Origin of the sequence: Polymorphospora sp. A560 (assembly GCF_045781765.1) — a bacterium.
GTDB lineage: Bacteria > Actinomycetota > Actinomycetes > Mycobacteriales > Micromonosporaceae > Polymorphospora > Polymorphospora lycopeni.
Genome location: NZ_CP122282.1, coordinates 1888455 through 1908512, shown reverse-complemented (window position 1 = coordinate 1908512; position 20058 = coordinate 1888455). Strand labels below are relative to the sequence as shown.

At 72.3% G+C, this 20058-nt stretch carries 18 protein-coding genes; 9 read left to right on the top strand and 9 right to left on the bottom strand.

Going from position 1 to position 20058, the window contains the following annotated elements; genetic code table 11:
- Window positions 1-7: 7 nt before the first annotated feature.
- On the top strand, window positions 8-403 hold the full coding sequence (locus QCD66_RS08735) for an NUDIX domain-containing protein (protein ID WP_375735855.1): 396 nt from the start codon (window positions 8-10) through the stop codon (window positions 401-403).
- A 12-nt stretch (window positions 404-415) separates the two neighbouring features.
- On the opposite strand, the gene QCD66_RS08730 is transcribed toward QCD66_RS08735, so the two are convergent.
- Window positions 416-877: a hypothetical protein gene (locus tag QCD66_RS08730; RefSeq protein WP_375735851.1), complete on the bottom strand. Its 462-nt coding sequence runs from the start codon at window positions 875-877 to the stop codon at window positions 416-418.
- Between the two features lie 73 nt (window positions 878-950).
- Here QCD66_RS08730 and lipB point away from each other — a divergent pair, with 73 nt between their 5' ends.
- Window positions 951-1589 (top strand): lipoyl(octanoyl) transferase LipB, encoded by a 639-nt coding sequence (gene lipB, locus QCD66_RS08725; RefSeq protein WP_357537727.1) that lies wholly within the window; start codon window positions 951-953, stop codon window positions 1587-1589.
- A 135-nt stretch (window positions 1590-1724) separates the two neighbouring features.
- Here the strand turns inward: lipB and aspS are convergent, their stop codons facing one another.
- Window positions 1725-3011, bottom strand: coding sequence for an aspartate--tRNA(Asn) ligase (aspS, locus tag QCD66_RS08720; RefSeq protein ID WP_375735850.1), 1287 nt, complete (start codon window positions 3009-3011; stop codon window positions 1725-1727).
- A gap of 462 nt (window positions 3012-3473) precedes the next feature.
- On the opposite strand from aspS, the gene lipA reads away from it, so the two are divergent.
- The 4 genes from lipA to QCD66_RS08700 all read left to right on the top strand — a co-directional run bounded on the left by lipA (window position 3474) and on the right by QCD66_RS08700 (window position 8272).
- Window positions 3474-4421: a lipoyl synthase gene (gene lipA / locus QCD66_RS08715; protein ID WP_375735849.1), complete on the top strand. Its 948-nt coding sequence runs from the start codon at window positions 3474-3476 to the stop codon at window positions 4419-4421.
- Between the two features lie 146 nt (window positions 4422-4567).
- Window positions 4568-6043 (top strand): NAD(P)/FAD-dependent oxidoreductase, encoded by a 1476-nt coding sequence (locus QCD66_RS08710; protein WP_375735848.1) that lies wholly within the window; start codon window positions 4568-4570, stop codon window positions 6041-6043.
- Window positions 6040-7572, top strand: a complete 1533-nt coding sequence (locus QCD66_RS08705) for a hypothetical protein (RefSeq protein ID WP_375735847.1) — start codon at window positions 6040-6042, stop codon at window positions 7570-7572. Before QCD66_RS08710 ends, QCD66_RS08705 begins: the two co-directional genes overlap by 4 nt.
- Before the next feature lie 10 nt (window positions 7573-7582).
- The gene (locus tag QCD66_RS08700; RefSeq protein WP_357537733.1) at window positions 7583-8272 is read left to right on the top strand and encodes a DUF4191 domain-containing protein; all 690 of its coding nucleotides are present in this window, start codon (window positions 7583-7585) and stop codon (window positions 8270-8272) included.
- 191 nt (window positions 8273-8463) lie between these two features.
- Here the strand turns inward: QCD66_RS08700 and QCD66_RS08695 are convergent, their stop codons facing one another.
- The 6 genes from QCD66_RS08695 to QCD66_RS08670 form a co-directional block, all read right to left on the bottom strand.
- A complete protein-coding gene (locus tag QCD66_RS08695; RefSeq protein WP_364209654.1) occupies window positions 8464-9123 on the bottom strand; it encodes an ATP-binding cassette domain-containing protein in 660 nt (219 codons plus the stop codon).
- Window positions 9117-10172, bottom strand: a complete 1056-nt coding sequence (locus QCD66_RS08690) for an ABC transporter ATP-binding protein (protein WP_375735846.1) — start codon at window positions 10170-10172, stop codon at window positions 9117-9119. The genes QCD66_RS08695 and QCD66_RS08690 overlap by 7 nt, the downstream gene beginning before the upstream one ends.
- Complete coding sequence (locus QCD66_RS08685) at window positions 10169-11251, bottom strand: ABC transporter permease (protein ID WP_375735845.1); 1083 nt, start codon at window positions 11249-11251, stop codon at window positions 10169-10171. Before QCD66_RS08685 ends, QCD66_RS08690 begins: the two co-directional genes overlap by 4 nt.
- The gene (locus QCD66_RS08680; protein ID WP_375735844.1) at window positions 11244-12221 is read right to left on the bottom strand and encodes an ABC transporter permease; all 978 of its coding nucleotides are present in this window, start codon (window positions 12219-12221) and stop codon (window positions 11244-11246) included. The genes QCD66_RS08685 and QCD66_RS08680 overlap by 8 nt, the downstream gene beginning before the upstream one ends.
- Window positions 12218-13855 carry an ABC transporter substrate-binding protein gene (locus QCD66_RS08675; protein WP_375735843.1) on the bottom strand — a complete coding sequence of 546 codons (1638 nt, stop codon included), beginning with the start codon at window positions 13853-13855 and terminating at the stop codon, window positions 12218-12220. The genes QCD66_RS08680 and QCD66_RS08675 overlap by 4 nt, the downstream gene beginning before the upstream one ends.
- Window positions 13856-14104: 249 nt before the next feature.
- Window positions 14105-14476 carry an RDD family protein gene (locus QCD66_RS08670; protein ID WP_375735854.1) on the bottom strand — a complete coding sequence of 124 codons (372 nt, stop codon included), beginning with the start codon at window positions 14474-14476 and terminating at the stop codon, window positions 14105-14107.
- A 299-nt stretch (window positions 14477-14775) separates the two neighbouring features.
- On the opposite strand from QCD66_RS08670, the gene glnA reads away from it, so the two are divergent.
- The 3 genes from glnA to QCD66_RS08655 all read left to right on the top strand — a co-directional run bounded on the left by glnA (window position 14776) and on the right by QCD66_RS08655 (window position 18496).
- Window positions 14776-16200 carry a type I glutamate--ammonia ligase gene (glnA, locus tag QCD66_RS08665; RefSeq protein WP_364209636.1) on the top strand — a complete coding sequence of 475 codons (1425 nt, stop codon included), beginning with the start codon at window positions 14776-14778 and terminating at the stop codon, window positions 16198-16200.
- Window positions 16201-17141: 941 nt separating this feature from the next.
- On the top strand, window positions 17142-17528 hold the full coding sequence (locus tag QCD66_RS08660; RefSeq protein WP_364209633.1) for a helix-turn-helix transcriptional regulator: 387 nt from the start codon (window positions 17142-17144) through the stop codon (window positions 17526-17528).
- Window positions 17525-18496: a hypothetical protein gene (locus QCD66_RS08655; RefSeq protein ID WP_375735842.1), complete on the top strand. Its 972-nt coding sequence runs from the start codon at window positions 17525-17527 to the stop codon at window positions 18494-18496. Before QCD66_RS08660 ends, QCD66_RS08655 begins: the two co-directional genes overlap by 4 nt.
- On the opposite strand, the gene mptB is transcribed toward QCD66_RS08655, so the two are convergent.
- On the bottom strand, window positions 18493-20055 hold the full coding sequence (mptB, locus tag QCD66_RS08650; protein ID WP_375735841.1) for a polyprenol phosphomannose-dependent alpha 1,6 mannosyltransferase MptB: 1563 nt from the start codon (window positions 20053-20055) through the stop codon (window positions 18493-18495). The genes QCD66_RS08655 and mptB overlap by 4 nt on opposite strands.
- Window positions 20056-20058 lie beyond the last annotated feature (3 nt).

The following is a 20058-nucleotide window of genomic DNA, read 5'->3' as shown; positions in this document are numbered from 1 at the left end:
GGCACCCGTGGGCGTCATCGACAAGCTCGCCTGGATCCGGGTCACGGACGGCCGGATCCTGAGCGCCCGCTCGTACGGCAGGAACACCTACTACCTGCCCGGTGGCAAGCGGGAGGCCGGCGAGTCCGACCACGAGGCCCTGAAACGCGAGGTCGTCGAGGAACTGCGGGTGGAGCTGGTCGACGACACGATCGAACCGGCCGGGGTGTTCGAGGCGCAGGCCCATGGCCATCCGGACGGTGTGACGGTGCGGATGACGTGCTACCGGGCCGACTACCGGGGCACCCTGGCGCCCGGGGCGGAGATCGAGGAGATCCGCTGGCTGACGTACGCCGACCGGGAGCGGTCGTCCATGGTGGACAAACTGATCTTCGACTGGCTGCGCGGCCGGGGCGAGTTGTAGCCGGCCGGGCGGTCAGGCGTGGCCGCCGACGAAGCCGAGCACCGCGGCGGTGCCGACCAGGACCAGCATCGTGAGGGCGACCCGCCGGAAGCGGCGCCGCAGGTCGGGCAATTCGGCCGGCAGGGCGAAGACCCGGCGCGGCCAGCCCCGCCAGGACACCCACCAGAAGAGACCGCTGGCCCCGGCGAGCAGGACCGCCTTGACCGCGACCAGCAGCCAGCCGGCGGTGCTGATCCCGTCGGCGGCGGCCAGGCCGGTGAGCGCGATCCCGGACAGCCACAACACGGTGATCAACGCGAGCACCGGCCGCCGGTTGCCGTGGGCGAGGACCCGTTCGGCCTCCTCGATCCGCACCGGGTCGCCGTCGAACATCCGGCCGATCTTCGGCTGGAGCACGAACAGGCTGTAGCTCATGGCGCCCAGCCAGAGCGCGGCGACCCCGGCGTGGACCAGCAGGAGCATGATCGTCAGCACGACCGCCAGGCTAGCCGCCCCGGTGACCGGTCTCACCGGCCCGCACGACCGGCGGCGGGACTACGCTGGCCTGGTGACCACCACAATCTCCGGCCTGACGGTCGTCGACGCCGGCGTCGTCGACTACCTGGCCGCCTGGGACGAGCAGCGCCGCCGCCACGAGGCCGTGGTGGCCGGCGAGGAGCCGGACACCGTGCTGCTGCTGGAGCACCCGAGCGTCTACACGGCCGGCAAGCGGACCGAGCCGTGGGACCGGCCGGTGGACGGCACGCCGGTCGTCGACGTCGACCGGGGTGGCAAGATCACCTGGCACGGTCCGGGGCAGCTCGTCGGCTACCCGATCCTCCGCCTGCCCGACCCGGTCGACGTGGTCGCCTACGTACGTCGTACCGAGCAGTTGCTGATCGACGTGTGCGCCGAGTTCGGGCTGGCCACCGACCGGATCGAGGGTCGCAGCGGGGTATGGGTGCCGCAGGACGACCGGGGTCCGGCCCGCAAGGTCGCCGCGATCGGCATCCGGGTGTCGCGGGGCGTGACCCAGCACGGGTTCTCCATCAACTGCGACTGCGACCTGACCGCCTTCGACCGGATCGTGCCGTGCGGCATCCGCGACGCGGGCGTCACCTCGCTGACCGCCGAACTGGGCCGGCCGGTGACGGTCGCCGACGTACTCCCGGTGGTGCACCGCCACCTCCCCACCCTCCTGCCCTGACCGGCCCCCCGCCCCCCGCTTCGCCCGGCCCCGGGCCTCGCCCCACGCCAAGATCCGCGTGATCAGGGAGTTCCAGCCCCGACGCGCCGACGACGCGCCGAAAAAGGTCCCTGATCACGCGGATCATGAGGGTGGTTACGGGGTCAGGCGGTGGAGGTCGCGGGGGAAGGCCACCACCTCGCGTACGTTCGCCGCGCCGGTCAGCCTTGCCACGAAGCGTTCCAGGCCGATGGCGAAGCCGCCGTGCGGCGGGATCCCGTGCCGGAACGCGTCGACGTACGACGCGTACGGGCCGACCGACTCGCCCCGGGCGGCCAGCGCCGCGACGTAGTCGGCGTGCCGGTGCAGCCGCTGCCCGCCGGTGACCAGTTCGAGGCCGCGGAAGAGCAGGTCGAACCCGTTCGAGTACGCCGGTCGCGCCGGGTCCGGGTGGGTGTAGAACGGCCGCTTCGCCATCGGATAACCGGTGACGAAAAGAAACTCCGACCCGTGCTCGGCGCGGGCCCACTCCCCCAGCGCCCGTTCGTGGGCCGGCGCGAGGTCGGGTTCGTCGGCCGGCGCCCCGGCGATCCGCAGCGCCTCGGTGAAGTGCACCGCCGGGATCTCGGCGGGTACCTCCGGCACCGTGACGTCGAGCGTGGCGAGGGCGGGTCCGCACCGCTCGCCCACCGTCGCCAGCATCCCGGCCAGTACGTCGCGCAGCATCGCCATCACGTCGCGGTGGTCGGTGACGAAGCCGAACTCGACGTCGAGCGAGGTGTACTGGGCCAGGTGCCGGACGGTGTCGTGCGGCTCGGCCCGGAAGACCGGCCCGACCTCGTAGACCCGTTCGAAGACGCCGACCATCAGTTGCTTGTAGAACTGCGGCGACTGGGCCAGGTAGGCCGGCCGGCCGAAGTAGTCGAGGGCGAAGACGTTGGCGCCGCTCTCGGTCGCCGAGCCGACGATCTTCGGGGTGTGCACCTCGACGAACCCCCGGCCGTCGAGTGTGGACCGGAAGCCGGCCGTCGCGGCGGCCGAGATCCGCAGCGCCGCGGCCCGGGTCGGGTGGCGCAGGGCCACCGGGGCGTGGTCGAGCTGGGTCGGCAGGGTCGCCGCCAGCGCCGGCCGGTACAGGTCGAACGGCGGCGGTACGGCGGGCGCGCCGAGCGGGCGTACGACCGGGTCCACGACCTCGACCCCGGCGGGCGCCGACGGGTTGGCGACCACCCGGCCGGTGATCTCGACGGCCGTCTCCTCGGGCAGTTCCTCGAGCCGGGTACGGGTGTCCGGGGCGGTGACCACGACCTGGGCGAGCCCGGCGGCGTCACGCAGGATCAGGAACGCGACCGACTTGAGCAGCCGCCGGCGGTGGATCCAGCCGGCGACGACGACCTGTTCGCCGATGTGGGCGGACAGTCGGGTGGAAAGGATGCGTTGCATTTCGGCACCTCCTTGCGTAATCGCAACGCGATCCCCAGGGAGGTGTGGGCGAGCGGGAACCTCGCGGTGCCACCACACCTTCGCCCCCGCCGGGCGGGGGCCTCGTTCGTCGCCCGGTGACGTGGGCCAGTCCGGCGGGCTCTACTGGGCGCCGGGGCGCCGTTCTTCCCGCAGCTCGGGAGGGTCTTCACACCCCGTCCGGAGGTCGCCTTCGCAGCTGCCGGCGGCTCTCTGGACTCCGGGGGCGAGGTGCTACTCGGCTCCGTCGTCGCTGTTGCCCATGACGTTAACAGCGACCGCCACCGGTTTTCGACGGCACGGGCTTTCGACGGCGCGGGTCCTCGGCGACGCGGTCTCCGGCGACGCGGGTCTCCGACGGCGCGGGGTGAGCGCCGTCACATCACGACGTGACCCTCATCGCCCACCCTCCATCCCGTCCGGCCTGCGGCGTAGGCTCGTGAGGTGACCATCGCACCCGAGGGCCGGCGCATGTTGCGCATCGAGGCCCGTAACGCCGAGACCCCGATCGAGCGCAAGCCGCCATGGATCAAGGTCAAGGCGAAGATGGGCCCCGAATACACCGAGTTGCGCGGTCTGGTCGCCAAGGAAGGGCTGCACACGGTCTGCCAGGAGGCCGGCTGTCCCAACATCTACGAATGCTGGGAAGACCGCGAGGCGACCTTCCTCATCGGCGGCGACCAGTGCACCCGCCGGTGCGACTTCTGCCAGATCGACACCGGCAAGCCGGCCGAGTTCGACGCCGACGAGCCGCGCCGGGTCGCCGAGTCGGTGGCCACGATGGGGCTGCGCTACGCGACCGTCACCGGCGTCGCCCGCGACGACCTGCCCGACGGCGGTGCCTGGCTCTACGCCGAGACGGTCCGGCAGATCCACTCCCTCCAGGAGGGCTGTGGCGTCGAGCTGCTCATCCCGGACTTCAACGGTGACCCCGACCAGCTCGCCGAGGTGTTCGCCGCCCGGCCCGAGGTGCTGGCCCACAACGTCGAGACGGTGCCACGCATCTTCAAGCGGATCCGGCCGGCGTTCCGCTACGAGCGCTCGCTCGACGTCATCACCAAGGCCCGGGAAGCCGGCCTGGTCACCAAGTCCAACCTGATCCTCGGCATGGGCGAGGAACGTGAAGAGGTGGTCCAGGGGCTGCGTGACCTGCACGCCGCGGGCTGCGAGCTGATCACCATCACGCAATACCTGCGGCCGACCCCCCGGCACCACCCGGTCGAGCGGTGGGTCAAGCCGGAGGAGTTCGTCGAACTGAGCGCCGAGGCCGAGGCGATCGGATTCGCCGGCGTGATGAGCGGCCCGCTGGTCCGTTCGTCCTACCGGGCCGGCCGGCTCTACCAGCAGGCCATTGACGCCCGCAAACTCGGCACCACCACCCCCGCCCCCTGAAAGGGCATCGGTAGGTAACAGTTCACAACCAATTTTCGTGCTACATTCCGGCGGTCCCCCAGCGGCCGGCGTGCGCCTGTGCGCTCCACACCGCCCTCCACGCGGGTGCCGGCCCCGCATGGCGGTAAAGCGTGACGGAAATGAGCATGACGACACCACCCCAGACAGTCGTGATCGGTGCCGGCCCGGCCGGTCTCACCGCGGCCTACGAGTTGACCAAGCGCCAGGCCCCCGTCCAGGTCTTCGAGGCCGACGAAGTGGTGGGCGGCATCAGCCGCACCGTCGAACGCGACGGCTGGCGCTTCGACATCGGTGGCCACCGCTTCTTCACCAAGGTGCCCCAGGTCGAGACGCTCTGGCACGAGATCCTGCCGGACGACGAGTTCCTGCTCCGGCCCCGGATGAGCCGCATCCACTACCGCGGCCGGCTCTTCGACTATCCGCTGAAGGCCGGCAACGCGCTGAAGAACCTGGGTGTGTTCGAGGCGATCCGCTGCGTGGGCTCCTACCTGTCCGCCCGGATCTCGCCGCCCAAGGACCAGTCGCACCTCGCCGGCTGGGTGACGGCCCGCTTCGGGAAGCGGCTCTATTCGCACTTCTTCAAGACCTATAACGAAAAGCTCTGGGGGGTGCCGGCAACCGAACTGTCGTCGGACTGGGCCGCCCAAAGGATCAAGAATCTTTCCCTGCTCAACGCCGTGATCAACGCGCTGATGCCCAAGCGCAACCAGAAAGACATCACGAGCCTGATCGAGGAGTTCCAGTACCCGAAGTACGGCCCCGGAATGATGTGGGAACGGTGCACCGAACACATCGAAAAGCGGGGCGGAACAGTCACGCTCAACACCCGCGTACGAACCATCCACCGGGAGGACGGGCGGGCGGTGGCGGTCACCGTCAGCGGCCCCGACGGTGACCGGCGCGTGCCGGCCGACCACGTCGTGTCGTCGATGCCGATCTCCGAACTGGTCAAGGTGATGGACCCGCCGGCCCCGCCGGAGGTGCTGGCCGCCGCGAACGACCTGCGCTACCGGGACTTCCTCACCATCGCCCTGGTGGTTCCCGAGGAGTTCAGCTTCCCGGACAACTGGATCTACATCCACGAGCCGGAGGTCAAGGTCGGCCGGATCCAGAACTTCGGCTCCTGGTCGCCCTACCTGGTCAAGGACGGACGCACCTGTCTGGGGCTGGAATACTTCCTGACGCTCGGCGACGACCTGTGGAACAGCAGCGACGAGGACCTGATCAAGCTCGGCACGGCCGAGTTGGAGCAGCTCGGGCTGGTCCGGCCAGGCCTGGTCAAGACCGGCTACGTCGTACGGATGCCGAAGGCCTACCCGTTCTACGACTTCTCGTACAGCGACAACGTCGAGAAGATCCGCAGGTGGCTGGAGCGGGACGTGCCCAACGTGCACCCGGTCGGCCGCAACGGCATGCACCGCTACAACAACGCCGACCATTCGATGATGACGGCGATGCTCACCGTGGAGAACATCCTCGACGGCACCGACCACGACGTGTGGGAGGTCAACGTGGAGGAGGAGTACCACGAGGAGAAGCGGCCCGGTGACCACGGCACCGGCCGCGCCGCCCCGGTTCTTCCCAAGCCCGCATCGGCGTGACCGAGGTCGCCGCGGAGCCGACGCGTCCCGCCCGGCTCCGCGCGCGCGTCACCGACCTGCTTGACCTGCTGTCCGGCCTGCCCGCCACGACGCTTCGGCTGGCCCGCGACCACTGGGCTCTCCTCGCGCTGCTCGCGATCGGTGGGGTCCTCCGGCTGCTGGTGATGGTCGGCTACGCCCCGGCCCTGTGGTACCAGGGCGACAGCCAGGGCTACCTCGGTCTCGCCTACCGGGAGGAGCCCGGGGTCATCCGCCCGTACGGCTACAGCTTCCTGCTGAACCTGCTGTTGCCGTTCGAGTCGGTGCGGCTGATGGTGCTCGTGCAGCACGCGGCCGGACTCGGGCTGGCCGCCGCCGCCTACGCGCTGCTCCAGCGCCGGGGCGTGGCGCGGTGGGTGGCGCTGCTGGCCACCGTGCCGCTGGTGCTCGACGCCCGCACCGTCGCCCTGGAGCACTTCCTGCTCGCCGAGACGCTCTTCACCGTGCTGGTCACCGCCGGCCTGGTGCTGTTGTGCTGGCGAGACACCCCGGGCTGGCTCGCCTGCGTCGTCGCCGGCGGTCTCTTCGGCTGGGCCGCGGTGACCCGGTCGGTCGGGTTGGTGGCCCTGGCCGTACCCCTGCTCTACCTGATCCTGCGGCGGGTGCCGTGGCTACGGGTGGCCGCGTTCGCCTCGGTGGTCGGCGTGGTCCTCGGCGGCTACCTGGTCTGGTACCACAGCTTCCACGGCGTGTACTCGTTCGGCACGTACGGTGGGCGGTTCCTGTGGTCGCGTACGGCCACGTTCGTGGAGTGCGACCGGCTCACCCTCACCGACCGCGAACGGCAGTTGTGCCCCAGCCAGCCGCTCGGCGAGCGGCTGCCGTCGGACCTCTACCTGTGGAACGGGGGCGGCCCGAACAGCGACTTCCCCGACCGGTCGTACGACCCGGTCTTCAGCTCGTTCGCCCGCAAGGCGATCCTGGGCCAGCCACTGGACTTCCTGGCCATGGTCGGCACCGAGACCTGGCGTACGTTGCGCCCCGGGCCGCCGGCGACCGAGCGGGTCGCCTGTGTCGGCGAGGTCTGGGAGTTCCCGGTCACCGAGGAGCAGACCACCTGCCGGGCACACATCGCCCCGTTCGACCCGCGGCGGCAGCGGTTCGCCGGCAACGCCACCGACCACGAGCATCCGCTGATGGCACCACTGCACACCTACTCCAGGGTGGCGTCGGTGCCGGCGACCGTCGTCGGTCTCGCCTTCCTGCTGGTGGTGGCGTTGGCCCTGGTCCGCCCCCGGGCCTCCACCTGGCGCGAACACCTGGACCCGCTGACGTTCGCCGGCCTCGGCCTCGGAATGATCGTCGTTTCGGTCAGCACCTCCACGCTCGACCCGCGCTACTCGATCCCGTCGCTGCCCCTGGCCATGATCGGCGCGGCGCTGGCCTGGCAGCGGTTCCGGTCCACCCGGACGGCTCCGCCCCCGTCCGCGCCGCCGGCACCGGCGCCGAGCCCGGAGCCGCGGATCGTGGCCACCGGGGCCGACCACTAGACTCCGTCGCATGGCAAAGCCCCAGGAGAAGGTCTCGTTCCGCACGCGGCTCAAGCAGATCGGGATGGTGTTCTCGTTCACCGCAAAGCGGGACCGGTGGTTCGTCCCGCTGGCCGCCGCGGCGGTGCTCTTGCCGCTCTCGCTCACCGTGGTCGCGGTCGTCTTCTGGGGCTGGCTGTGGCTGCCGATCGGTATCATGCTCGCCCTGCTCGGCCTGCTGATCGTGCTCAACCTGCGGTCCAACAAGGCGATGATGAACGCCGCCGAAGGGCAGCCGGGCGCGGCGGCGACGATCCTGGACAACATGCGGGGTGACTGGCGGGTGACGCCGGCGGTCAGCTCGACCACGCAGATGGACATGGTGCACCTCGTCATCGGCCGGCCGGGCGTCATCCTGCTCGCCGAGGGCAACGCGCAGCGCATCCGTGGCCTGCTCGGGCAGGAGAAGCGCCGGCTGGCCAAGGTCATCGGCACCGCCCCGCTCTACGACTACGTCATCGGTCAGGGTGAGAACGAGCTGCCGATCCGCAAGCTGCGGATGACGCTGATGCGGCTGCCCCGCAACCTCAGCGGCAAGGACGTCAACGCCCTCGACAAGCGGCTCAAGGCGCTGTCCGCCCGGCCGCAGATGCCCAAGGGCGCGATCCCGAAGAACATGCGGCCGCCGAAGGGCGCCTTCCGCCAGAGCCGCGGCCGCTGACGCCACGCCCCGCGCAGAGGGCGGCGACGTTGATCGTCTGCTGTTCCGGCACCCGACACGCCGTGCTGTCGGTGCCGGAACAGCAGACGATCATTGCTTTTCCGGGTACCGCGCCCTTTCCGGGTACCGCTCCTTTCCGGGTGCCGGCGCCCCGGCCGGGGCATCGGCGTCCCGGCCGCGACGCCGGAGGCTCAGCCGGCCACCGGAACCGGCGCGGCCAGCCGGACCACCCGGCCGGCCCAGACCGCCAGCAGGTCCTCGTCGTGGCTGACGGCGAGCACCCCCAGCCCCTCGTCGGCGGTGACCGCCCGGACCGCCTGCACCAGCCCGGCCGTGCTCGACGCGTCGAGCATCGCGGTCATCTCGTCGCAGATCAGGTAGCGGGGTCGTAGCACCAGGGCCCGGGCCAGGCAGGCCCGCTGCAACTGGCCGTCGCTGACCTCGTGCGGCAGCCGCCCGAGCAGGTCGGCGGTGAGGCCGACGAGTTCCGCCACCTCGGTCACCCGGGCGGCGTCGCCACGCCCCGTCGCACGCAGCGGTTCGGCGACGACGTCGCGCAGGCACAGCCGGGGGTCGACGGACCGCCGCGGTGACTGGAAGACGACCCCGATCGCGGTCCGGGCGGCGCGCGGCGCGGCGTACCGGAACCGGCGTACTTCGGTGCCGTCGACGGTGACCGTGCCGGCCCAGGGGCGCTGGAGCAGGGCGAGCACCCGGACCAGGGTCGACTTGCCGCAGCCGCTCGGCCCGGCCAGCCCGACGATCTCCCCCGGCGCCACCTCGATGTCCATTCCGGACAGGACGGGCCGGCCCCGCCGGTAGCCGGCGGTGATCCCCTTCGCGGTCAGCATGTCCCGTCTCCTCCGCCGTTGGTGGCCGCCGGTGCGCCGGACAGCGCGGGTACCGCCGCGTCGCCGCCGGGGCGGCAGGCGATCCGGCGGTCGCCGACCGGGCGGGCGGTCGGGTCGCCGGAGCAGTCGCCGGGCACCCGGGCGTGGAACGCGCACCCGGCCGGCAGCCGGGACAGCTCCGGCGGCTGCCCCGGGATCGGGGTCAGGCCGTTGCGGGGCAGCGCCGCCAGCAGCCCACGGGTGTAGTCGTGCCAGGGGTCGGCCAGCACCGCCGCCGCCGGACCGCTCTCGACCAGCCGGGACGCGTACATGACGGCCAGGTCGTCGGCGACGTCCTCGGCCGCGGCCAGGTCGTGGGTGATCAGCAGGACCGCCCTGCCCTGGCCGGCCAGGTCGCGAAGCGCGGCGGTGGTGTTGCGGACCAGCGGCCGGTCCAGGCCCGCGGTCGGCTCGTCGGCGAGCACCACCTCCGGTTCGCCGACCAGCGCGAACGCCAGTGCCGCCCGCTGCGCCATCCCACCGGACAGCTCGTGCGGGAAGCGGTCCAGGTCGGCCGGGGCCAGCCCGACCCGGACGGCCAGTTCGTCGCAGTGTGCCCGCAGGGCCGCCTTGTCGCGTACCCCGGTCAGGGTCCGGACCGTCTCGGCGAGCTGTCCGCGGACCCGGCGGACCGGCGTCAGGTGGGTCGCCGCGGACTGCGGCACCAGCGCGACCCGGCGGCCCCGGACCGATCCGGCCAGCACCCGTTCGGGGCAGCGCAGCAGGTCCAGCGGCGGTCCGCCGGCCGGGTCGGCCAGCTCCACCGTGCCGCGTACCTGGGCGTTGGCCGGCAGCAGGCCGAGGATCGCGGCGGCCAGCACCGACTTGCCGCACCCGCTCTCCCCGACCAGGGCCAGGACCCGACCGGGTACGAGGTCGAGGGTGACCCCGTTGACCGCCTGTACCACGGTCGGCGCGGCGCCCCGGCGGCGACCGTGGCCGACCAGGAACCGCACCGACAGGTCGCGTAGCGCCAGCCCGGCGGTCGTGCCCCGTCCCTTCGTCGTCACAGCGCCAGCTCCGTCCTGCGGCGCGGGGTGAGCCGGTCGCGCCACGCGGCACCGCACGCCGCGACGCCCAGCGTTGCCACCACGAGCAGCGCCGACGGGAAGACCAGCGCCCACCAGCCGCCGAGCATCGTCGCCTCGCGGGCCTCGTCGAGCAGGATGCCGATGCTTGCCTCGTGCGGGGCCAGGCCGAGCCCGAGGAAGCTCAGCGCGGTCTCGTGCCAGACCGCGTGCGGCAGCATCAGCACCGCCGCGAGGGCGGCCTGCGGTACGACGGCGGGCAGCAGGTGCCGGCGGGTGACCCGCCACCGCGACGCTCCCCCGCTGATGGCGGCGTCGACGAACTCGCGGTCGCGCAGCGACAGCACCTCGGCACGGACGATCCGGGCGACCGACGTCCAGTGGGTGAGCGTGATCGAGATGATGACGGCGGGCAGCCCGCCGCCGTAGAGGGCGACGATGACGATGCCGAGCAGCAGGTGCGGTACGGCGTTGACGGTGTCGACCAGGCGCATCACGATCTGGTCGACGACCCCGCCGGCGACCCCGGACAGGGCGCCGACGAGCGTCCCGATCAGCGTCGAGACGACCGCGCAGACGGCGGCGATCAGCAACGATACGCGCAGCCCGGCGGCGGACCGGACCAGCAGGTCGCGGCCGGCCGGATCGGTGCCGAAGGGGTGCTCGGCCGACGGGGCGGACAGCCCGGCGGAGTAGTCGGTGATCCGCGGGTCGAAGTCGGCCAGCCAGGGCACGAGTACGGCGTACCCGACCAGGAGCGCCAGCAGGCCCAGGCCGACGGCGGGCCGCAGCCGCGCCCACCCGGCCCGGCCCGGTCCGCGGCGCCGGGGCATCCCGGCCCGGGGCCGGGCCGCGTCGATCCACCCGCCGCCGGCCGGTTCCTCGCCGGGGGCCGGGTCGGTCGTGCGGGGTGCGTCGACCGTCGATGTGGAACCGGTTGGGAGCCGGCCTCCGCCAGCGGGCCGGCCCGGCTCGGCAACCCGGCCCTCGCGGGTGGCACGGGCGGTGTCGGTGCGCTCGCCTTCTTCGGTGGGGCGGGCGGTGTCGGTCAGGTCAGCCATCGGCGGCCACCCTCGGGTCGAGTAGCGCGTACGCCACGTCGGCGAGCAACGAGCCGACCAGCACCGCGATCGTGGACAGCAGGGTCAGGGCGGCCAGCAGCGGGAAGTCGACGGCGACCGCGGCGCGGACCACCGCCTGGGCGGCACCGGGCCAGGAGAAGACCTCCTCGACCAGCACCGCACCGGTGACGATCTCGGCGACCCGGGCGCCGAGCAGCGTCGTGAACGGCAGCAGCGCCGCCGGCAGCGCGTGCCGCAGCACCACCCGGGCCTCGGGCAGGCCGCGGGCCCGGGCCCCGGCCACGTGGTCGTCGGCGAGCGCGGTCAGCAGCGACTGCCGTACGTGCAACAGCAGCACCGGGGTCTGCGACAGGCCGAGCACCAGCGCCGGCAGCACCAGGTGGCGGGCCACCTGGGCGAAGGTCACCGGTGCACCGGCGTCGGTGAGTCCGGCGACCGGCAGCCACGACAGCGCGACGCCGAAGACGGCGATCGCACCGAGCGCCACGACGAACGGCGGGATGCCCTCGATGGCGTGGCTGAACGCGGTCACCGCCCGGTCGACCCAGCCGCCCTGCCGCCACGCCGACCACACCCCGAGGACGAGGGCGGTCGACATGGCCATCAGGAGGGCGACGGCGACCAGCAGAATCGTCCACGGCAGCCGCTCGACGATGACGTCGACGACCGGCTGGCGCAGCGCGACCGAGGTGCCGAGGTCGCCGGTCAGCAGGTCACCGGCCCAGTGCAGGTAGCGCTGCGGCCACGGGTCGTCGAAGCCGAGTTGGGCGGCGAGCCGGGCCTGGTCGTCCGGGTCCATGGTCAGGTAGCGGTCGCCGAGGTAGGCCGACAGCGGGTCGAACGGCGACGCCGCCGCCAGCGCGAAGATCGCCACCGAGACGAGCACCAGCACCGGTACGGCCAGCAGCGCCCGCCGCAGCACCAGCCGCGCGATGGGGGTCACGGTCACCGACCGGGCTTCCAGTCCCGCAGGTTCCACCACGGCCCCCAGGAGACGCCGTGCGAGTGCGGCTCCAGCACCGGGCGGGTGCCGGTCCAGTCGCCGTCCTTCATGACGTACGTGTGGTCCAGGTAGGCGAGCATGACGTTCGACGGTGCCTTGATCAGTTCGGCCTGCATGTCCTGGTAGGCCCGGGTCCGCTCGGCCGGGTCGACGGACCGGCGGCCGGCGTCCAGCGCCGCGTCCACGGCCTCGTTACGGTAGGCGCCCGGGTTGCGGAACGGGTTGTTCGCGTCGTACTGCGCGTAGCTGGAGTGCAGCGTCGCGTAGACCTGGGTGTCCGGGTCGTATGGGTTGTCCCCGCCGCCGAGCAGGCCGGCGTCCTGCGGGATGCGGGGCCGGAACTGCGGCCGGTCGACGCCCTCGAGGTTGACCTCGATGCCGATCTTCTTCGCGTCGGAGGTGAACGCCAGGCTGAGGTCGCGGCGCAGGGTCTCGCTCGGGAAGTACATCAGGGTGAACGCGGCCCGCTGGCCGTCCTTGACCCGGATCCCGTCGGGGCCGGGCACCCAGCCGGCCGCGTCGAGGATCTGGCCGGCCCTGGCCTGGTCGAAGGCGAAGGTGGCCTGCGGGTTGTGGAAGGTCCCGAGCGAATCCGGGATCGGGGTGTACGCCGGCTTGCCGTACCCGGCCAGGATGTTGTCGACCATGGCCTGGCGGTCGACGGCGTGGTTGAGGGCGAGCCGGATCGCCGGGTCGCCGGTCACCGGGTGGGCGGTGGGCAGGCTGACCGCCCGGAAGTCGGCGCTCGGGTGCGCGACGACCGAGAAGCCGCCACGGTCGGCGAAGGTGGCGGCCAGCTTGGGTGGCAGCCACGCCCCGTCGAACTCGCCGGCGCCGGTGCGCTGGGTGCGGGTGTTGTCGTCGGCGGCGATCACGACGGTCAGCTTCTTCACCGCCGGCTCGCCACCCCAGTGGTCGGGGTTGGCGGTGAGCACCATCTCGCTGCCCTTGCGCCACGACTCCAGCTTGTACGCGCCGGTGCCGATCGGCTTCTCGCCCAGCGGCGACGCGTCGGCGGGGCCCGGGGTGGCGACCGACTCGGCCGGCACGATGCCGAGCATCAGCCGGCGGTCGAACGGCGCGTACGGGTATTTCAGGGTGAACCTGACCGTGGTGGCGTCGACCTTGTCGACCGCCTGGAGCATCTCGAAGGAGCCGGCCAGCGGGGATCCGGAGACGGGGTCGAGCACCGCCCGGTAGGTGGCCACCACGTCGTCGGCGTCGAAGGTGGAGCCGTCGTGGAAGGTGACGCCGGTGCGCAGGTTGACGGTCCACTCGCGGGCGTCGGCGCTGGGTTCCGGAAGCTGCGCGGCGAGTGCCGGCTCGATCGCGGGCAGCACCCCGGGCTGGTACGGCGCCGGCCGGACCAGGCCGTCGTAGATCTTGCTGTATCCGGTCTCGGAGTAGCCGGCGATCGGGTTGAGGGTGCTGTCCTCGTAGGCGTCGGCGAGCACGATGCCGGTCGCGGCGCCGGCGCCGTCCGGGGCGTCGGGGTTGCCGCAGCCGGCGGCGGCCAGCAGGCCGAGGGCGGTCAGGCCGCCCAGCGCGGCACGCAGCGGTCGGCTCAGCGGGGAACTCATGCCGCCACCTCGATCCGGACGGTGCCGTCGTCTGCGGACCGGGGCCCGACTGCTCGCTCGCTCACAGTGTCCTCCAGGCGCGAACACGCCAGATGGTGATCAATGGTTGTTGCAAACTTTAGGCAACAGTACGGCGGAACGCCGTGGCGGACACCACATCCGGGACGGTCGGGGCGATGAAGACTCGGTGGCCGGCAGGCAACCGCCCGGCCGCCGGTCAGCGGAAGATCAACTCAGCGTAGTCGCTGGTCAGGACCGTGATCGATCGGTCGTGTCGGCCGGCGATCGACCGTCGAGGGGCACGATCACCGAGCCGGCGAGCCGGTCGTGCAGACCGCGCCGCTGGCCGTCCATGATGAGCGCCGGCACGACCAGGACCAGCAGCAGACCGCGCAAAAGAGCCCGGAAGACGCCGATCCGGCCGCTGTCGGCGTACGAGACGCACCGGATCTTCGCCACCCACATGCCCGGGGTCTGCGCGAAGAGGCCGACGAAGAAGGCGTACACACCGACCAGGACGACGACCGGCGGCCAGCCGTCACGGACCGGGTCGGCGAACAGGCTCGACACCGCGACGCAGGCGGCCCAGTCGACCATCAGGGCGGCGAAGCGGCGGGCCAGGCTCGGCGGCTCGAATCCGGTGCGGGGGGCGTCAAGTCTGGCCACGGAGAGTCAGGGTAACGGCGTCGATCCGGCGACCCGTCGGCGGCCGGCGCACATCGGCAGCCTTCCTGGTCGTCGAGCGGCCCGAAGCGCCCCACTGCGGTATCGTCCGTTTGGCGGCCACATGGCGTCCGACCGGCGGAGATCACGCTCCGCGAGTGACGTAACACGGCAGAAACAAGAGGGACATGGTCGGGCAACCGCACCGCCATAGCGTCGCGACCAGCCTAGCCACACCGTGGACGCCAGGAGGACGTGTGTTCGCCAACCCAGAGGAACTGCTGCGATACCTCAAAGAAGAGGGCGTCAGGTTCGTCGACGTACGTTTCTGTGACCTGCCCGGGGTGATGCAGCACTTCAACCTGCCGGCGGAGTCGTTCGACGAGAGCGTATTCACCGACGGCCTCGCCTTCGACGGATCGTCGATCCGCGGATTCCAGGCGATCCACGAGTCGGACATGCTGCTCCTGCCGGACGTCGCCACCGCCTTCATCGACCCGTTCCGGGTGCAGAAGACGCTCGCCATCAACTTCTTCATCCACGACCCGTTCACCCGGGAGCCGTACTCGCGCGACCCGCGCAACGTGGCCAAGAAGGCGGAGGCCTACCTGGCGGCCAGCGGCATCGCCGACACCGCCTACTTCGGCCCCGAGGCGGAGTTCTACATCTTCGACTCGATCCGCCACGAGACCTCGGCCCACCAGGCGTTCTACTACATCGACTCGATCGAGGGCGCCTGGAACACCGGCCGCGAGGAAGAGGGCGGCAACCGCGGCTACAAGACCGCCTACAAGGGTGGCTACTTCCCGGTCCCGCCGGTCGACCACTACGCCGACCTGCGCGACAGCATCGTGCAGCGGCTGATCGGCGCCGGCTTCACCGTCGAGCGCTCGCACCACGAGGTCGGCACCGCCGGCCAGGCCGAGATCAACTACAAGTTCTCGACCCTGCTGCACGCCGCCGACCAGCTCCAGCTCTTCAAGTACATCGTGAAGAACGAGGCGTGGGCCGCCGGCAAGACCGCGACCTTCATGCCCAAGCCGCTCTTCGGCGACAACGGCTCCGGCATGCACACCCACCAGAGCCTCTGGCTCAACGGTGAGCCGCTGTTCTACGACGAGACCGGCTACGCCGGCCTGTCCGACATGGCCCGCTGGTACATCGGCGGCCTGCTGCACCACGCCCCGTCGCTGCTCGCCTTCACCAACCCGACCGTCAACTCCTACCGGCGCCTGGTGCCCGGCTACGAGGCCCCGGTCAACCTGGTCTACTCGCAGCGCAACCGCTCCGCCTGCACCCGCATCCCGGTCACCGGCAGCAACGCCAAGGCCAAGCGGGTCGAGTTCCGCGTGCCGGACCCGTCGGCCAACGTCTACCTCGCCTTCGCGGCGATGATGATGGCCGGCCTCGACGGCATCAAGAGCAAGATCGAGCCGCCGGAGCCGATCGACAAGGACCTCTACGACCTCCCGCCGGAGGAGTGGGGCAGCGTCAAGCAGGTTCCGGGCTCGCTGCCGGAGGTGCTCGACTCGCTGGAGGCCGACCACGACTTCCTGCTCGAGGGCGGCGTCTTCACCCCCGACCTGATCTCCACCTGGGTCGAGTGGAAGCGCACCAACGAGGTCGACCCGATCCGCCTGCGCCCGACCCCGCACGAGTTTGAGATGTACTACAACGTCTGACCCGCACCATCTGTCCGGCTGGGCCGGTCTCGCGTACGCGGGACCGGCCCAGCCGTTTCCACACGACTCGCCGGCCGAGCGGCACTCGCCCCGGCCGGGCCACCGCTCCCGTCTACCCGGCCCGCCGCTCCCGCGCACGCAGGCCGCCGCTCCCGTTTACCCGGCCCGCCGCTCCCGCGCACGCAGGCCGCCGCTTCCGTTTACCCGGGCCGCCGCTCCCGTTTACGCGGCCCGCCGTTCCCGCACACGCAGGCCGCCGCTTCCGTTTACCCGGGGCCGCCGCTTCCACGTACGCAGGCCGCCGCTTCCGCGCACCCGGGGCCGCCGCTTCCGCGCACGCAGGCCGCTACTTCCGCGCGTGGGGCCAGCCCGCCGTTTTACGCGCATGGGCGGCCCGGCCCGCCGTCTCCGGGCACGCGGGCCGGCCCGCCCTCTCCGCAAGGGCGGCCTGGCCATCTCCCCTGTCGGGGGCGCTCGCCGCCGGTTGATCGTCTGCTGTTCAGACACACCGATCCCGGCGTGTCGAACGCCTGAGCCGCAGACGATCAAGACAAGCGAATTCCAGCCTTCAGAAGCCAGCCTTCAGAAGGCGGAGCTACTACTGTCACGCCCCACAGCGAATTCGGCGTAACCACAGCGAATTCGCTGTGAGCCCCAACAGCAACCGTCCCGGCCACCGAGAGGGCCGGACATCTCCCCGCGTCCCCTCCCCCACCCCGAACCGTCCCGTTGATCAAGGAGAAGTCCCGCGACATAGCGCTACAGAACGGGCACACCTTCTCCTTGATCAACGCGGCCAAGGCGGGGCAGGGCAAGGGCGGGACGGAGGCGCGACGGGCGGGGCGGAGGCGGGGCGGAGGCGGGGCGGAGGCGCACGGCGGGGCGAGGGCTGGGTATGAGTTTGGTGGCGGTATATCTTTGCCACCGTTATATTGTGTGCCATGTCGTCACCGTTGCGGGAACCCACGTTCCTGATCCTCACGGCGCTCGCGGGCGGCCCCATGCACGGTTACGGGATCATCGGTGAGGTCGCCGAACTGTCCGGCGGCCGGTTGGCGATGCGCCCAGGCACGCTGTACGGCGCGCTCGACCGCCTCACCGACGAGGGCCTCGTCGCGGCCGACCGCGAGGAGGTGGTCGACGGGCGGCTGCGCCGCTACTACCGGCTCACCGACGCCGGTGGCGAGACCCTGGCCGCCGAGACCGAGCGCCTGCGCCGCAACGTCGAGGCCGCCACCGCCCGGCTGCGCGACCGGGCCGCCGGGCGCCGGTCCGCGCCGGGGCCGGCCGCGGCCGCCAACCCGCTCGCCACCGGAGGTCTGGCGTGAGCGACCGGACGCGACTGGAACGCCGCTACCGCCGGCTGCTGTGGGCGTACCCGAAGGACTACCGGGCGCGGCGCGGTGACGAGATCGTCGGGACGTACCTGGAACTGGCCGGGACCGACCGGCGGCGGCCGTCGCCCGCGGACGCCGTGGACCTGCTGCGCGGCGGGCTGCGCCAGCACCTGCGGATGGCCGGCCCGGACGTCGTCGCCGGCGCCCACCTCGCCGCCGTCCTCGCGCTGGCCACCGCGGTGGCGATGGCCGCCATCTGGCTCGTGTACTTCGAGCTCGGGCCACGCGAACCGCTGTCTATCCCGTTGCAGTTCGGCCCGTTCTGGAGCCTCGGCGCGGTGCCGTGGATCGCCTGGCTCGCCGTCGGCCTGGTCGCCGTGGTGGCACCCCGGCGCCGGGTCCGGATCGGGATCGGTGCCGCGATCGTGCTCACCGGCGCGGTCGTTCCGGCGAGCGTGCTCACCGGGACGATCCGGCCGCCGCTGTTCGTGCTGCTGCCGCAGATCGCGCTCGGGCTGGTCGCGCTCGCCCTGCCGGCACGTCCGACCGCCGTCGCGCGGGTGGTCCCGTTCGCGGGTGCGGTCCTGTTCGGCGCGCTGCCCGCGGTCCTCGGGGTCTACCGTTCGTTCCGCCCGCTCGGCTACTGGAACCACTATGACGTTCCGGCGGGTGCCGCACTCCTGCTCAGCGTGGTGGCGGTGCTGGCCGCGGTCACCGGTGGCGTGCTGGGTGGCGGCGCGGCGCGCGGCGGTGGGGTCTGGACGATGCTGATGCTGGCTCCGCCGGTCGGGCTGCTCGCCACCCAGTCGCTGGCGACCACATACCTGACCCCGTCCGGCCAGTTCAACGCGTCGTGGGAGGCGCTGCTCGCCGTCTCGGTCGCGGCCACGGTCCTGACCACCGGCGTGCTCGGGCTCGCCCTCGCGCTCCGCACCCGCCGCCACGGCCACCGGCTCTAGCGATCGCCCGCTTCGCGGCCGTGCGCGGGTACGGGTGCCGGGCCGGTGGACCGGGGGGCGGTCCGCCACCAGCGCCAGACCCGGATCCCGACCAGCACCACCAGGATCGCCATGAGCGGGGCACCGGGGAACTTGGTGTAGCGGGGCAGGCCGGTCCCGTCGGGCAGGACCAGGAAGCAGGCGACCGCGCACACGCCGACGAACCGGCGCAGCCGGGTCGTGGTCGCCGCGACCAGGGCCAGCGGCCAGGTGAGATACCACGGGTGGAAGACCGGCGACAGTGCCACCGTGGCGACCAGCGCGATCGCCGCCGCGGTCAGCGGATCCCGCCCGAGGTCGCCGCTGGCCGCCGGCACCGCCGTCCCGGCGGCCTCCGCCGCCCCGGTGCCACCCGCGCCGGACGTACCCGCCTCGTCCCGGGACGGCCCGCCGGGCGCGACCGCCGGGCGCGACCGCCACCACAGGGCGACCAGGAACACCAGCAGCACCAGCATGCCGACCAGCCGGGCGGCCGGTATCGCGTCGAAGTGCACGCCGAAGAGGCGGGGCACGTAGCTGATGGTCTGCCCGACGGCCGTCGGCGGGGAACTCCACTGGATCGTGTCGCCGCTGCTGGACAGCCCGGCGATCCAGCCGAACCCGCGGCCGGCCACGAGGGTGACGGCGACCATCGCGCCGAGCGCGCCGGCGACCACGACGCCGCCGTACCGGACCAGGTCCCGCCACCGGAAGGCGGCCGGCAGGGCGAGGAGGGCGGCGAACGGCACGACGACGCCGGCGGTGGCCTTGACCGCGACGGCGAGGCCGAGCAGCGCACCCGCGCCCACCATCGCCCAGGCCCGCCCGGGGCGGGTGACGAGCAGGGCGAGGCCGGCGAGGACCAGTCCGATCATCAGTGCGTCGTTGTGTGCCCCGGAGACCAGGTGGATCGCGACGAGCGGGCAGGCCAGCCCGATCCACAGGGCCCGACCGGCGGGTACGCCGCAGCGCCGGGCCAGGACCGGCAGGGTGGCCGCGGTGAGCCCCACCCCGAGTACGGCGATCACCCGGAACGTGGCGATGATCGTGGTGAGGTTGTCGGTGGCGGCGACGACCCCGCCGGCGATCAGGACGAAAAGCGGCCCGTACGGGGCGGGGGTGTCCCGCCAGATCCGGGAGATCGAGTCGAGCCAGGGGCAGGGCAGGGCGGAGACCCCCTGCTCGTACGGGTTGAACCCGGCCGCGTACGTGGCGCCCTGGCAGGCGTACGCGTAGACGTCGCGGCTGGCCAACGGCGGCGCGAACAGCAGCGGCAGCAGCCACAGTCCGGTGGTGACCAGCGCCCAGCGGGTCGACTGCACCGCGTCGCGGGCGGCCCACCAGGCGCCGGTCATCAGCGCGGTGCCGACCAGCCAGCAGGCGATGATCAGCGGGCCGTTCTCCCCGCGCAGGATCTTCAGCGGGGTGACGCCGATCTCGAGTTCGACGAGCGCGCCGCCGAGGTAGGCGGCGACGGCCAGCAGCACCGCCCCGGCGAAGCCGGCGTACCGGACGATTGTCAGCCGTTGCACGCCGCTCATCGT